The following is a 15,608-nucleotide window of genomic DNA, read 5'->3' on the forward strand; positions in this document are numbered from 1 at the left end:
GCGGTTATTTCGGGTATTGCAACCCTATTTCATGCCTGAACGTCTCGCACTTTTTTATAGACTTATACCAAAAAGTCTGGCAGCCTAAAATTTCTTCAATGCTTGGGTTTCGGGCAACAACTTCAGATGGTGCTGGGTACTGGATACCCCTAGGGGTAATGGTCTGTGGTTGCCATCCCCTACAGCTAAAATCCTGATGGTGAACCCCCCATAACGCCAGATTATCGCTGCCAGACTACAACCATTCCATCCTGGGTGCCTCCGATTAAGGTGGCGGAATTAATACCAAAAACTAGAGAATTAACTACAGCTTGAGGGTTAGTTAAAGTATTAAGTAATTCCCCAGTTTCTAAGTCCCATATTTTGACGGTTCTATCGCGACTACTACTAGCAATTTGTGTGCCATCAGGACTGACAGCTACGGCAATAACTGCGCCTCTATGACCTGTTAGGGTTCTCGCTTCTTCTGCTGTTATTAGGTTCCAGATTTTGATATTGTTATCTGTACCACCACTGACAATTTGCAGACCATCAGGGGTAATCGCAAGCGATCGCACTTCTCCGGTATGTCCTGGAAATCTATGGCGTAACTGATCTATCTGCCAATCAATAATGTGAATATTGCCATCCCCTGAACCAGTAACCAACCAACGGCCATTGGGGGTAAATGCTACGGAATAAACAATGGTTGAATGCTGATTATTGTTATATAAAATTAACCCAGTTCTCCGATTCCAAACTCGCACATTACCATCAGCACTTCCGGTGGCGATCGCTCTATTATCAGGGCTAATTTGTAGAGCTTCAATGGGAGATGCTCCCACTAATGGAGGATACCATTCAATGGTTTCCAGATTCCATTCTATCACCTGAGATAGTTGAGTCCCGGCTGCTAATGATAAGCCATCATTACTAAAATCTACGGAGAGAATAGCTGATGAATTGCCTACAAAATTTTGCAGCACTTCCCCGGTTTCTATATGCCAAAGTCTGGTGGTGTTATCTCGGCTACCACTAGCAATTATCCTACCATCAGGACTGACGGCAACGGACTGGACGGCGGCTGTATGAATGGGGAATGTGTTAACTTTTGCTTGTTTCCAGCTAATCACATCTTGACATTGGCTGAGTAACTCCTGGGCGACAGCATACTGAGGTGAAGACTCTGGAAAGGTTTGGGCAGCGGTAATACAATCTTGATAGTTATTGGCGGCTAATAATGACTGAATATAGTTAATTTTTTCGGTATCAAGTTGTTCTTTAATATCGGCTTGTGCTCGGGATTGTATCCAGTTATTATATTGATATAATCCCCAACCTAAACCGATAATAGCTATGATAATTCCACTAATGACCAATCCCCAACGCCAGGACAGAAGACGATCGTGATCGGGATTTAATTGGCTTAAAATCTGATTTAACCAAGATTCCGGTAAAATTTGAGCCTCTATCAAAGCTACATGATCATCAGAAAGACCTAATAACTGCTGAAGTCGCCTTAATTCTTCTCTGGTTTCTCTGGTTAACGGGTATTGTAAAATATTGGCTTCAATGATAGCCATATCCTGATCAGAAATTCCCAACATTTTTTGCAGTCGGTCTAATTCTGCTCTGGTTTTCTTGGCTAATGGATATTGCTGTATAATGGCTTCGGTCAGGGCTTGTTGATAGCGATCGCCTTTCTGGTGATCTCGACGGTAAGGATTAAGAATCTCGTCTTCCATGGCTTTGGCTTGGGGTTCGGAGATTTGTAAACTCACTCGTAGCTCTTCTAAAATTTGGCGACCTACTACTGATATTTCCCCTTCATAATTGCAGATGCGCTTAACTTCTTCTCGGTATCTTTCGAGTTTATTCGCATCAGTTTGAGAAGGATTACTGAGATTATTAATATCTGCCAAAACTGCCTCGCTTGACTGATATCTTTCTCGGTAGTCTGGTTTAACCATGCGATCGATAATCTCGGCAAACTCAGGACTAACAATGGCTAAATCTCGCCAGAATAATTCCCCAGCATTGGTCGGATAATTTTCTCGAATTTTTCGTAATTCATAAGCTGCCATTCCAGTTAATGCTTGAATAGCAATCATTCCCAGGGCATAAATATCGCTATTCAAGCGAGGATTACACTCGAATTGCTCGATGGGCATATATTCTAAAGTGCCAATTCTCGCCGTAGGAGGATTATTATTTTGGTTAAAACCAATTTCTTTAACCGCCCCAAAATCTAATAACATAATTTTTTGATCTGCATCCCGCCTCAGCAGATTACTAGGTTTAATATCCCGGTGAATTACTCCTTGATCATGAACAAAATTAAGAATTTCTAGAACTTCTGAGACGATGGCAATTACCGAATTTTCTGATAAAGGTTGACCGGGTAAAATTTCCTGGGCTAGGGACTGTCCATTTATATAGGATTCGACCAGATAAAATTCCTGGTTTTGTTCAAAATAAGCCAGCAGTTGGGGGATTTGGTCGTGGTGGGATAACTTTTCTAGAACCTCGGCTTCCTGTTGAAAGCGACGGTAAGTATTCTTAAATAATTGGGGATCTTCTACCAAAAATCGTAGATGCTTGACAAAGCATATAGGTTCCCCAGGGCGACGGGTATCTTTGGCTAGATAGGTACTCCCAAATTCCCCCGACCTGATTATCTCTAGGATCTGATACCGTCCATCTAAAAGTTGGTCAATCATCTGATGTCCTACCAGTGCTAAATTGCATATCATACCGCAAATTTGATCATTTGAGGTTGATGCAGTATAAAATAGATTGACAGATAGTGGTCAAGAAATGGATCTGATGATTAGGGGTTCTGTCCCTAATGGCGATCGCTTGTTGGGTAAGTTTTGCAGAAAAAAATAACCATGAATATTCACCGATTTTGGCTAATTATGCTAGGAATTTTGGTAGGGGTATCCCCTGGGTCTTTAACCGTGATGCCAACACCTATGGCGCGCGCTCAAACTACCCGCCGAGAATTACAACTTAGTCAAACTGGTAGTGGAATTTATTCGGTTAATAGTCGCTTTCAAGAATCTATTACCGCCGCCTCTATTAATGTTGATAGCAGTGGTAATGCTGAACTAACCTTTTGGGATAGTAGGGAAAATCCAGTCAAGTTAACGGGTAATATAGCCCGCGAAACGGCTTCTGGTTTGGAGATGAAAATTACTGGGGCGACAATTCCCGGAGTTATGGGAACTGCCAATATTCGCTATAATTCCCACAATGAGATTAGTTCTATTTTTGTGGCTGGAACTATCGAAGGACAGCGATTTTCTATTAATTTTAGTCAGTAGAATTGGCTGGAACTATTAATATCTTAATAGCTGGCTATCGGGGTAATTTACCGTCAAATTTTATGGGTATACTGACCATTAATTTGATTTTAAAATAAAGTTCTAATTGGTTTTAAACAAAGATGATAAAATCCCAAAAGCAGACGGATTCCTGGTTAAAATGGCACGCAATCACTTTAATTTCTGGCTGGATTTTAACAGCGATCGCCTATGGAAACATCATCAACTCTTTTTTCTTATCCGATGATTTTAACTGGATTTATCAAATTAAAACCAAAGGTGCATTTGGTGTCTGGACAACCCCACCAGATGTATTTTTTCGTCCCCTAATTTCCCTAACTCTATTTGCTGATTATCAACTCTGGGAACTGAACCCCCTTGGTTATCACCTCACCAACTTATTTTTCCATGGCTTAAATGCTTTTCTGGTTTATGCAATGTCTCGGCTGTTGTTTAGGGGTGCAGATATAGCCGGAAAATTAATTAATATTTTCTCCCTAGTCTCCGGCTTTATTTTCATTATTCTTCATAGTCATGTTGAAGCTGTTACCTGGATATCAGCCAGATCCGATCTCGTCGCTACTTGCTTTGGCTTGGCGGCATTTTGTGGTTATCTTAAATATAAAGAAACCGACAATAACCGATTATTTTTTATATCATATATCCTATTTTTTCTGGGTTTACTATCCAAAGAATCAGTCATTATTTACCCAGGATTAGTATTTTTATATGAATTATATAATTACCTGAATAAAAACTATTACATTAATTTATTAGAAATACTATATTTACCGCTAATGTATGCCTCAGTTTTGCCAATTTATTTGGGGCTAAGATACTTGGGAATTAGACAATTTTTAGGAGGCTACGGAAGCGGGGTTCACACCAACTTTAATCTTGACATTATCCAGCGAGGTTTGGCTTCTAGCCTCAGAATTATCATTCCCCCACTTCCTAATATTCCAGAAGAAAACTGGGTGATATTTTTTGCCATATTTATGACCATTATTTGTACTTTTGTGGTCGTCTGTTTGTGCCAACAAGGGGTTTATATATTAATTGCAAAATTAGCACTTCTTTTGTTAGGATTATTTGGAACTTCTTTATTGCCTGTGATTAATATTCGCATTTCCTTGTCCCATACAGAAGGAGAAAGACTCCTATATTTACCATCAGCATTTTTGGTGATTTTATTGGTATTAGTTATTGGTGTTTCTCTGGCTAGATTTCGTGTACTTTTAGCAATTCAATTTCTGATGATATCAATCATTTTATCTTATTATTTGTATAGTTTTAATCAAAACTGGAATTTAGCGGGACAGATAGCTAAACAGATAATTGAAAGCATTGATCAGGAAATCCAAGGACGCAGAATGTTTTTAATTAATATACCAGACAACTTAAATGGAGTCTATATTTATCGCAATGGCTTATATGCTGCTGGCCAACTTTTTGCAGAGTCAGAAATTGAATTACTCAACAATGCCACATTTAATAATTTGATTAATCCCTCTAATTCTTTAAATGTAGACCGCATTGGCGATCGAGAATACTGGGTTAAACTATTATCACCAGGTACTTATTTTATGAATGTGCATATTCCCTTTGACCAAAGATTAGAAACCCAAAACTTTATAATTTCTGATGTGGATTTTCAGACTATGCAATCTTTTCGCATTCAAATCAAAGACAGGATTCAACCTGGGGAAGTAGGTTATTACTCTGGCGGCAGAGTCATTAACACTAAATGGCTAGAATAAATTAAGTTAAATGGTATCCTATGAATTTTTATTTAAGTGGTTGGGGATTTTTGATTTTGGCAGCAATTAATAACTGTGTCGGTAGTTTGCTGTTAAAAAAATCGCGACTGGTAGCTACCGATCCAAGTTTGTTAACTCTGTTGCTTTCTCCTTGGTTTATTGGTGGCATTATGGTCTATGGGGTTAATGTGATTTTATTTGCTAAAGCCTTAGATCAACTTCCGGTTTCTACTGCTTATCCAATTTTTGCCGGAATTAGCTTTACTTTAATTGCGATCGCCGGAAATTTACTATTTGGTGAAAGATTTGATTTTAATCAGTGGATCGGACTTTCCCTAATTTTTACTGGTATCATTATTATGTCCCGCTGAAAATCGTTGATTTTTACCTTGGGGTTAAGCCTAAGCAAAACCCCACTGTTTTTTTAAGTTAACATACCAGCCACATTTTACAAAACCTCTCGCCCCAAATAAGGCTGCAAAACCTCGGGAACCTTAACGCTTCCGTCCGGCTGCTGATAGTTTTCTAAAACGGCCGCCATAGTTCGTCCAACCGCCAAACCAGAACCATTTAAAGCATGAACAAACTCAGTTTTCTTTTTCTTTTTCTTAGGGTCGCCTTTCGCTTCCCGGAAGCGAATATTGGCACGTCTGGCTTGGAAATCTTTAACATTAGAACAACTCGAAATTTCTCGGTAAGTTCCTGCTGAAGGTAGCCATACTTCCAAATCATAACATTTAGCCGCCGCAAATCCCAAATCTCCGGTACACAATTCTATAACGCGATAGGGTAATTTTAAAGCCTGTAAAATTCCTTCAGCATCTGCTACCAGTTTTTCATGTTCTAACTCCGAAGTATCTGGGTGTACTAATTTCACCAATTCCACTTTATTAAACTGATGCAGTCTAATTAGACCTCTGGTATCCTTTCCATAGCTTCCCGCCTCCCGCCGAAAACATGGAGTAAATGAACAGTGATAAATAGGGAGTTGTTCACCTTCTAAAATTTCATCACGATATAGGTTAACTACCGGTACTTCTGAAGTAGGAATTAACCATAAATCATCATCAGCACATTTAAAACTCTCTTCCGCAAATTTAGGTAATTGACCTGTAGCAGTTAAAGATATACTATTAACTAGCAGGGGTGGTATCACTTCTAAATAGCCGTTAGCTGTGTGAGTATCCAGCATAAATTGAACTAATGCGCGCTCTAATGCCGCCCCAGCACCCACTAAGCTAACAAAACGACTTTGGGCAATCTTTACCCCTCGTTCAAAGTTGAGAATTCCTAGCTTTTCTCCGATTTCCCAATGGGGTAAAATATCCGTATTTGGGAGTTTATATTCATCTCCCCAGCGGCGTACTTCCACATTTTCGGCTTCGCTTTTTCCCTCTGGGGTGGTGTCACTAGGAAGGTTTGGTAACGGAAGTAATAGGCTAGTAATTTGTGATTCTAGGTCTTTTTCTTGGGGTTCTAAGTCACTTAACTGGGACTTTATTTGCTGTCCTTCTTCCCTCAATGCTTGAATTTCTGGCCCTTTGGGGTCGGTTCCCGATTTGATTTTTTCTCCTACAAGTTTACCGATCTCGTTGCTGCGGGTTTCTAGTTGAATGCGTTGCTGTTCAAGTTCCCTCCGTTTTTCATCTAATTCTAAGATGGCTTCTAGGTCATAGTTTCCCCGACGGTTGAGGCGTTGTTGAATCTCTTGTGGATTTTCCCGAATCAGTTTAATGTCTAACACTGGTCTTTCCTAAATTATCAAGGTCTGATCAATTAACCTTCCGAAGATTTTACTAGGGTCGCGTCTATAAGTCAATGTAATTGTTATGCTAGGGGGTTGGTCAGCGATCGCTCCACGATAATTAATGGATAAAAATAGTTTTTAATTGGTTGATACTATCCTACTGAAAAGATGAATACAATCAATACTGTGTCAGATTATACGGAAATTTGAAGATCAGCACCTGAAAAATATATATTAAGTAATCTAAAGTTGCCTTGCCATAATTCCCCCAAATTTGTATAATCATAAGCAAAATATAGCCCTGACCTGATTTGATACTAGGGTTGATCAGGTCTCTCTTAGGACATAGGTATTGTTTCCGGTTGTCAATTGGGAAAATTTAATAATGTTACAGGAACACAGAGTTAATGTCAAAACTAAGACCCGCTTATTTAATCTAAGAGCTTCCAGATTTTGGCGAAATTTAGGATTAGCGATCGCCAGTTTATTAGCGGTATTGTGCGTTATTGTTCCCGTTTTTAGCCAACAACCCGTAACCGTGAGGGTGTTAGTCCAAGCCTTGGAAGCAGCCCAATGGCAACCCCTGGTTAAAGACTTTAATGAAAACCACGAAAATATCCGCTTAGAAGTCATCAGCGGACCCAATAACACCAATTTAGTTGAAGACCTCTACACCTCCGCTTTTTTACTCGGAGATTCTCCCTACGATCTCGCTTATATGGATATCGTTTGGGTGCAAAAGTTCGCAGCCGCTGGGTGGTTATATGATTTATCTAATCGGGTGACTCCAGGACAGTTACAGGCTTATTTAGAAGGAGATATTGAAGGGGGACGCTATCAAGATAAACTTTATCGAATGCCCTTCCGTACAGACGGAGGAATGCTCTATTATCGGACTGATTTATTAGCCGAAATTGGCGCAGAACCTCCCGACACCTTCGAGGAATTAATAGACATATCCCAAAGGCTACAAGAACAAGATTTAGCCCAATGGGGTTATTTGTGGCAAGGTAGACAATACGAAGGTTTATCGGCTATGTTTACCGAAATTTTAGAAGGTTCTGGAGGATTTTGGATCGACCCAGAGACCAAAGAAGTAGGATTAGATAAACCGGAAGCGATCGCCGCTGTGCAATTTCTCCGAGATACCATTACCAAAAACATTTCTCCCCCCGGAGTGACCACCTACGCCGAAGAAGAAACTCGCCGCCTATTTGAAAGTGGTAATACTGCCTTTTTAAGAAACTGGCCTTATGTTTATTCCCTCGCCTCCAACTCAGACATAGCCGGAAATTTTGCCATTAAACCAATGGTACACGCCCCAGGTAAAAATAGTGGTGCTTGTTTAGGAGGTTGGGGATTTGGCATTTCCTCTACTTCTCCTCATAAAGATGAAGCCTGGACGGTGATCAACTTCTTTAATCAACCCGAAGTTCAGCGCAAATACTTTTTAGAAACTGGTTATGTACCCTCCAGAATCTCCCTATTTAATGACCCAAAATTAGTCGAGAAGTTTAGCTATCTTCCCAACTTATTACAAGTAGTACAGAACCCAGTTTTAAGGCCTCCGATCGCTCAATATGCCCAGGCTTCTGATATTTTGCAAAGGTATCTAAGCGCCGCCCTAACCGGAAGCAGAACCCCAGAAAAAGCCATGGAAGCCGCCGCCAATGAAACCCGCGCCCTGTTGAATCGATAACTGATTAATCATGAATGAAAGAATTAACAATCAGATGGAACGCCAAGAGAAACTCACCGGATGGATCTTAATAGCACCAGCTTTGCTAATTCTTGGCTTTGTGTTTATTTATCCCATAGGTCGGGCATTTTGGTTGAGTTTATTTACCAATAATTTAGGCACTCAATTAGAACCAATTTTTTCAGGATTAGCCAACTATCAGCGCCTAATTGGAGATGGTCGCTTTTGGCAAACCATGTGGAATACTAGCGTTTTTACCATCATCTCTATTTTCTTAGAATTGGTGATTGGTATGGGCATCGCCTTAGTATTAAATCAAGCATTTTTTGGGCGAGGTTTTGTCCGCACATCTTCCCTAATTCCTTGGGCGTTACCCACAGCCGTCATGGGGTTAGCCTGGGCGTGGATTTTTAACGATCAGTATGGGGTAGTTAATGATATTCTTACCCGCTTAGGATTCATTGATAGCCAGATTACTTGGCTAGGCGATCCCACCCGCGCTATGTCAGCTATGATTATCGCTGATGTGTGGAAAACCACCCCTTTTATTGCCATTATTCTCCTAGCTGGTTTGCAGTCTATTTCTAGTGATTTATATGAAGCCCATGCCATTGATGGCGCTAACCAGTGGCAGAGTTTTTGGCAAATTACTATCCCCCTAGTGATGCCCCAAATTATCATTGCTTTACTGTTTCGGTTTGCCCAAGCATTTGGTATTTTTGACTTGGTGCAAGTCATGACTGGCGGGGGACCCGGTGGGGCTACAGAAACCGTGTCTATTTATATCTATGCTACGGTGCGCCGATATCTGGATTTTGGCTATGGTGCATCCTTAGTTGTAGTCACCTTTTTACTGCTGATTTTAGCTGTGGCGATCGCTGCCTTTTTCCTATCAAGAACTCGCGTAAATGTTATGGGAGGTAAATAATCAATGACCGTTGCTAATCAATCCTCAGAAACTGATAAAACAAGCCCAATAAACTGGGGTCGAATTTTACTGTGGATAGGTGTTATTCTCACCATCATATTTTGTCTAGCGCCCGTATTATGGCAGTTGCTAACTTCTTTAAAAACCAATGAATCTATTTCCACCATTCCCAATGTTTATTTTCCCAGTTTGGATCAACTCACCTTTCAACACTATCAAAGTTTAGGCTGGCACTTTCTGCGCTATGTGTTTAATAGTGCTTTAGTTTCCCTAACTTCAACCCTTCTATGTTTAGGAGTTGGAGCCCCCGCCGCCTACACCCTAACTAGATTAAAAATACCGGGAGAAAATGTCATCCTCGGCTTTGTCCTAATTATCAGTTTGTTTCCCTATGTTCTCCTATTTTTAGGGTTGCTGGAAATTGTCAAATTTATGGGATTAGGTAACAACTACATCGCCCTAATTATCCCCTACACTGCCATTAATTTACCCCTGACAATTTTGGTCTTGAGAAGTTTTTTCCAACAACTACCCAAAGACCTAGAAGACTCCGCCAAAATTGACGGATATGGAACCGTTGGGATGCTGTTACAGATAGTTGTACCCATGACCATACCTGCTTTAGTAACCACCGGAATTCTCACCTTTATTTTCGCCTGGAATGAGTTTATTTTCGCCCTCACCTTTATCACCCGCGAAGAAATGTATACCATTCCGGTAGCCGTTGCACAAATTGGAGGTGCATCTATTTTTGAAATCCCCTATGGTCCTATTGCTGCTGCTACCGTAACCGGAACTATTCCCCTAGTTATTTTAGTGTTAATGTTCCAACGTCGTATTGTTCAAGGAATCACAGCCGGCGCTGTCAAAGGCTAAAATCACCTCAATAAATGTTCTGTAATTATCGAAATCATGGCTAAATTAGAACTAAAAAACCTGCGTAAACACTTCGATCATAATGTCATCCCAGTTAAAGATGTAAGTGTCAATGTCAATGATGGGGAGTTTCTCACTCTTCTGGGTCCCTCTGGTTGTGGGAAATCAACCCTATTAAGGATGATTGCTGGGTTAGATCAACCTACCCAGGGTCAGGTGATTTTAGGGGGAGAAGATTTAACCAATATTCCCCCTGGTAAACGCAATATGGCGATGGTATTTCAGAGTTATGCGTTATATCCTCACATGACCGTTTCTGAAAATATTTCAACCTCTTTGAAATTGCGGAAAGTTGATAGTATAGAGATAGAAAAACGGGTTAATGATGTATCGAACCGTTTGGGAATTCAACATCTCTTAGAGCGTAAACCTGGGCAACTTTCTGGGGGTCAGCGTCAGCGGGTGGCTTTAGCCAGAGCGCTAGTCCGTAACCCTGATGTTTTTCTGTTAGATGAACCCCTGAGTAATTTAGATGCACTGTTGCGGGAACAAGTCCGCGCCGACCTGAAACAGTTATTTGAATCTCAGCAAAAACCTGTGGTTTATGTCACCCATGACCAAACAGAAGCCATGACTCTTTCTAGTAAAATTGCGGTGCTTTATGATGGATATTTGCAGCAGTTAGCCTCTCCTAGTGAGATTTATATGCAGCCTGCTAATCGGTTTGTAGCGGGATTTGTGGGCAGTCCCCAAATGAATTTATTAACCTTAGACTGTCAGGAAAATCAGGCGATTTTAGGAGAGTTTAGTTTAACTTTACCCTATTTACCAACTTCCCCAAAAGCTGTGGTTTTTGGGATTCGTCCAGAGGATGTATCTTTAGGAGAGGAAGCCGATGGCGATATAGTTGAAGGACAGGTCTATTTAATGGAAGATTTGGGTAAAGAAAAACTTTTGAGTGTCCGCATTAACGGCTCTGAACAAACTCTGCGGGCGGTGATTCCGGCTGACCAACTTTGGGAAAGTGAGCAGGTAAAATTAAGCCTATCGCGAAAACAGATGCACTGGTTTGATCTCGAATCAGGCGATCGCCTAAATTAACTCAATTGTTGAGTACATCCCTAGGGGCAACTAGCAACAGTTGCCCAGTTAATTAATTATAATGGTATACTGATGTCACTCCCTAGCCATTGAATTAGATTAACCTATGCAAGACTTTTTTCAGAATGTATCCCGCTATCCCCGCTACCTGATTACGTTTACTCTGGGGATTTTCTATTTCCTGTTTGAACGTCTCAAACCTCTTTTAAACCGTCCTGTGACAGCGATCGCCCTGTTAAGTTTACTAATAAGTGTATTCTCATTTACCTACTTTACCCTCCAAGGAATGTTAGGTTTAAATGCACTTTAGGCCAAAACCTGATAGTTTATAGATAGGGAAGTTGGGACTAAAATCAGATCTCAACTTCCCCTATTAGATCATATCATCACTCACCTAGCTATGATGCGTCTCCCCAAAATGTGGTCTATCCGTCGTCGCTTAATCACCGGGATATCCTCTAAAATATCGCTGCGGGGACTGTTAGTTATACCTTTCGTAGTCCAAATTTTTGCAACTGTTGGTATCGTAGGATATCTGTCTTTCAGAAACGGACAGAAAGCGGTTGATTATCTAGCTTACAGGTTGATTGTTGAAATTGTAAATCGCATTGAAGAAAATATAACTCACTACTTAGAAATTCCTTTTATAGTAGGTCGGGATATTCAAGATGCCGTAGCTTTGGGATTACTAGATGTTGAAGATTTATCAGGATGGGAATTGTATTTCTGGAGAAAAGCTAACTTTTTTGAATCCATTGATATTATTTCTCTTGGTAATAAGCAGGGAGAATATCGCTCAACTTCCCGCACTAAAGATGGTCAATTACAAATAGGAATTGCTGGCGCATATACCAACTTTGATTTGTATCGCTACAATAGCTTGGAGGCAATTAATAGACAACCACCAGATTATATTGATCCCGATTATGATCCTCGTTTACGACCCTGGTATCGGGTGGCGATCGGCACTGATCAACCTGTTTGGAGCCAAATTTATACCCGGTTTGAACCTCCCCCAATTCTGCAAATTAGTGCTAGTAAAATTATTTCTTCTTCCCCTGATTCCACGGAAGCTGATGGAGTCATGAGTATTGTGATCAGTCTGTCTTATATTGGTCAAGTTTTGAATAGTTTAGATATTGGAGAAACGGGAAAGGCATTTATTATTGATCATGAAGGTTTATTAGTAGCAAGTTCTACCTCAGAACCCCTGTTTAAACAGGAAGAAGATCGCATCATTAGACAGGCTGCTTTAGTTAGTACCAACCCTTTAATTCAAGAAATTAGTCAATATTTAAAAGATGAATTTGATAGATTTGATCGCATCGATAATTCTTATTTTAGAAAAATCCCATTTAATGGTGAAACTCAATATATAAAACTGCTACCTTTTCGGGATGAACGAGGTTTAAGATGGTTGATTGTGGTGGTGATTCCCGAAGCTGATTTTATGCACAATATCCAAAATAATACCCGCCTTACCATGGGATTATCTGTAATTGCTTTAGCAGTAGCGATCGCCATAGGATGGATAACCGGAGAGTGGATTACTCGCCCCATTATCGATTTAGCCAAAGCTGCTAACGCCCTATCTAGGGGCGACTGGAATCAGAAAGTCGGAAATAGTTGCACTCAAGAACTTCGCACCCTCGCCAGATCTTTTAAACAAATGCGGGGACAATTAAAACTTTCCTATAGTCAACTTCAGGAATACTCCTATAGGTTAGAACAAAAAGTGGCAGAGCGTACTCAACAACTGGAACAAAAAGTTAAAATTGCCGAAGCCGCAGTGCGAGAACGTAAAGCCGCAGAAGCTGCACTTAGGGAGTCAGAACAAAAATTTTCGACAGCCTTTCATGCAGCCCCTAACCCCATTACAATCAGTCGTCTTGATGATGGTATTCACCTAGAAGTTAATGAAAGTTTTTGCTTAGTCACCGGCTACAATTCCGAAGAAATTATCAATCGCACCCTGGACGAACTCAACCTCTGGGTATATTCTGAGCAACGGTCAGAGATGTTAGGTATTATAGCCAAAAATCGTCAAGTTCGCAACTTTGAACTAGAATTCAGAACTAAAAATGGTGAGATTAGAAGCGGATTAATTTCGGCAGATATCATTAATTTGAACAGCCAAGAATGTCTACTTACTAGCAGTAATGATATCACCGATCGCCGCCGAGCAGAAGAAGCTCTCCGCCGCCAATTTGAGAGAGAAAGACTGCTGCGACAAATCACGGAGGAACTAAGATCTAGTTTGGATTCCCAGCAAATTTTTCAAACTGCCGCCAACCGTATTGGTCAAACCTTCGCGGTCGATCGCTGTACAATTTACACTTATTTATCTAGCCCCACACCCCAAATTAAAGCCGTTGCGGAATATTTAAAATGTGAGTATCCCCCGATTTTAAATCAGCAATATTCCCTAGAAAATTATCCCTATATTGACAGGATTCTCAGTCAGGATGTCGCCATCATTACCGAAGATATTAACAGGGATAACAACCTACAAGGAGCCCTAGAGTTTTGCCAGCAATTTGAAATCAAATCTCTTTTAGCTATTCGCACATCCTATCACAGCGAACCCAACGGCGCAATTTATCTAAGTCAATGTAGCAACAGTCGCACCTGGACAGATGAAGAAATCGATCTTTTAGAATCAGTAGCTGCTAAAATGGGAATAGCCCTCGCCCAAGCCAATTTATTAGAACGAGAAAAACAACAAAGGCTGAAACTAGCTACCCAAAATATTGCCCTAGAAGAAGCCAGACGCGCTGCCGATGCTGCCAACCGTGCCAAAAGTACATTTTTAGCCAATATGAGCCATGAATTAAGAACCCCCCTTAATGCGATTCTGGGGTTTAGTCAATTGATGGCTGATAACCCCATATTTGCTGAAGGTTCCCAGGAATTAGCAATTATTAATCGCAGTGGTGAACACCTCCTAGAACTGATTAATGATATTCTGGATTTATCCAAAATTGAAGCGGGAAAAATCACTTTCGAAATTCATCCTTTTGACCTGCATCGCCTTCTGGAAACCTTGGAGGAAATGTTTAAATTAAAAGCTGCCAATCAAGATATTATCTTAACTATTAATCGCCCCATATATTTACCTCGATATGTGTTAGGTGATGAGAAAAAGCTGCGACAAGTTTTAATCAATTTACTCGCTAATGCTATTAAATTCACCATAGCGGGGGAAGTTACATTATACACTAAGACTCTACCAACACCTAAAGATGCTGAGACAGATTCTAATACTGTACTGATGCAGTTTATGGTTGAAGATACAGGGCCAGGAATATCGAGTGAGGAAATCAATGCTTTATTTGATGCTTTTGTGCAAACAGAAACCGGGCGTTATTCTCAGGAAGGAACCGGGTTAGGGTTGCCAATTAGTCGAAAATTTGTGAAGTTAATGGGAGGAGATATTACAGTTGATAGCACTAGGGGTGTGGGGAGTAAATTTAGTTTTGAGATTCCGTTAGATTTAGCTACAGCCCAGCCCCTGACTATTACTCCTCTGTCTAGCCGGAAAATTGCGATTGAATCTGATGGTCAAAATTACCGAATTTTAGTAGTAGATGAAGTTCCAGAAAACCGACTATTGGTAGCTAGAATTATAGAACCTTTAGGATTTCAGGTTTTGGAAGCAGAAAATGGTCGGGAGGCGATCGCCACTTGGGAAACTCACAAACCGCAACTAATTTGGATGGATATGCGGATGCCAATTATGGATGGCTATGAGGCGACGCGCCAAATTCGATCGCGTCCCTGTGGTGATCAAGTTAAAATAATTGCTCTCACCGCCAGCGCCCTAAGTGAACAGGAAGTAGATATTATAGATGCTGGCTGTGATGATATCTTACGCAAACCTTTTCAGAATCCCGATTTACTGGAAAAAATGGCAATTCATTTAGGTCTGCGCTACCGTTATCTGATGGAAGCTAACCCCCCTAGCGCTGCTTCTCAATCACTGCGCCCCCTTACACCGCAAGCCTTAATGGTGATGCCTTTCGATTGGCTAAAACGGCTTCATAAGGCGGCTATTTCTGGGGATGATGCGGAGGTATTCCAATTAATTACTCAAATTCCCGAATCAGAAACGGAATTGGTGGCCACTCTCACGGAGTTGGTAAATAATTTTCGATTAGATACAATAAATGATGTTACTCAAACTTTGATTTGA

11 protein-coding genes are annotated in these 15,608 nt (G+C 40.7%); 9 read left to right on the forward strand and 2 right to left on the reverse strand.

Translation table 11 applies throughout. From position 1 onward, the window contains the following. Positions 1–221 precede the first annotated feature (221 nt). Positions 222–2,699, reverse strand: a complete 2,478-nt coding sequence (locus P5674_RS09340) for a serine/threonine-protein kinase (RefSeq protein WP_006618523.1) — start codon at positions 2,697–2,699, stop codon at positions 222–224. Positions 2,700–2,870: 171 nt separating this feature from the next. Here P5674_RS09340 and P5674_RS09345 point away from each other — a divergent pair, with 171 nt between their 5' ends. The 3 genes from P5674_RS09345 (at position 2,871) to P5674_RS09355 (ending at position 5,436) form a co-directional block, all read left to right on the forward strand. After that, positions 2,871–3,305: a hypothetical protein gene (locus P5674_RS09345; protein WP_006618524.1), complete on the forward strand. Its 435-nt coding sequence runs from the start codon at positions 2,871–2,873 to the stop codon at positions 3,303–3,305. A gap of 179 nt (positions 3,306–3,484) precedes the next feature. Beyond that, on the forward strand, positions 3,485–5,065 hold the full coding sequence (locus P5674_RS09350) for a hypothetical protein (protein WP_353912492.1): 1,581 nt from the start codon (positions 3,485–3,487) through the stop codon (positions 5,063–5,065). A 20-nt stretch (positions 5,066–5,085) separates the two neighbouring features. Continuing rightward, positions 5,086–5,436, forward strand: coding sequence for a DMT family transporter (locus P5674_RS09355; protein ID WP_006618526.1), 351 nt, complete (start codon positions 5,086–5,088; stop codon positions 5,434–5,436). A gap of 77 nt (positions 5,437–5,513) precedes the next feature. On the opposite strand, the gene serS is transcribed toward P5674_RS09355, so the two are convergent. Then, positions 5,514–6,809 carry a serine--tRNA ligase gene (gene serS, locus P5674_RS09360; RefSeq protein ID WP_006618527.1) on the reverse strand — a complete coding sequence of 432 codons (1,296 nt, stop codon included), beginning with the start codon at positions 6,807–6,809 and terminating at the stop codon, positions 5,514–5,516. A gap of 388 nt (positions 6,810–7,197) precedes the next feature. Here serS and P5674_RS09365 point away from each other — a divergent pair, with 388 nt between their 5' ends. The 6 genes from P5674_RS09365 to P5674_RS09390 all read left to right on the forward strand — a co-directional run bounded on the left by P5674_RS09365 (position 7,198) and on the right by P5674_RS09390 (position 15,608). Next, entirely contained in the window at positions 7,198–8,511 is a 1,314-nt protein-coding gene (locus P5674_RS09365) for an ABC transporter substrate-binding protein (RefSeq protein WP_315669954.1), read from the forward strand. Positions 8,512–8,521: 10 nt separating this feature from the next. Further along, complete coding sequence (locus tag P5674_RS09370; RefSeq protein ID WP_006619463.1) at positions 8,522–9,439, forward strand: carbohydrate ABC transporter permease; 918 nt, start codon at positions 8,522–8,524, stop codon at positions 9,437–9,439. A gap of 3 nt (positions 9,440–9,442) precedes the next feature. Further along, positions 9,443–10,315, forward strand: a complete 873-nt coding sequence (locus P5674_RS09375) for a carbohydrate ABC transporter permease (RefSeq protein ID WP_006619464.1) — start codon at positions 9,443–9,445, stop codon at positions 10,313–10,315. Between the two features lie 36 nt (positions 10,316–10,351). After that, positions 10,352–11,416, forward strand: coding sequence for an ABC transporter ATP-binding protein (locus tag P5674_RS09380; RefSeq protein WP_006619465.1), 1,065 nt, complete (start codon positions 10,352–10,354; stop codon positions 11,414–11,416). Positions 11,417–11,522: 106 nt separating this feature from the next. Beyond that, positions 11,523–11,726, forward strand: a complete 204-nt coding sequence (locus tag P5674_RS09385) for a DUF751 family protein (RefSeq protein WP_006619466.1) — start codon at positions 11,523–11,525, stop codon at positions 11,724–11,726. A gap of 90 nt (positions 11,727–11,816) precedes the next feature. Beyond that, positions 11,817–15,608, forward strand: coding sequence for a response regulator (locus tag P5674_RS09390; protein ID WP_006619467.1), 3,792 nt, complete (start codon positions 11,817–11,819; stop codon positions 15,606–15,608).

This window comes from Limnospira sp. PMC 289.06 (assembly GCF_032350395.1).
Lineage (GTDB): Bacteria > Cyanobacteriota > Cyanobacteriia > Cyanobacteriales > Microcoleaceae > Limnospira > Limnospira platensis.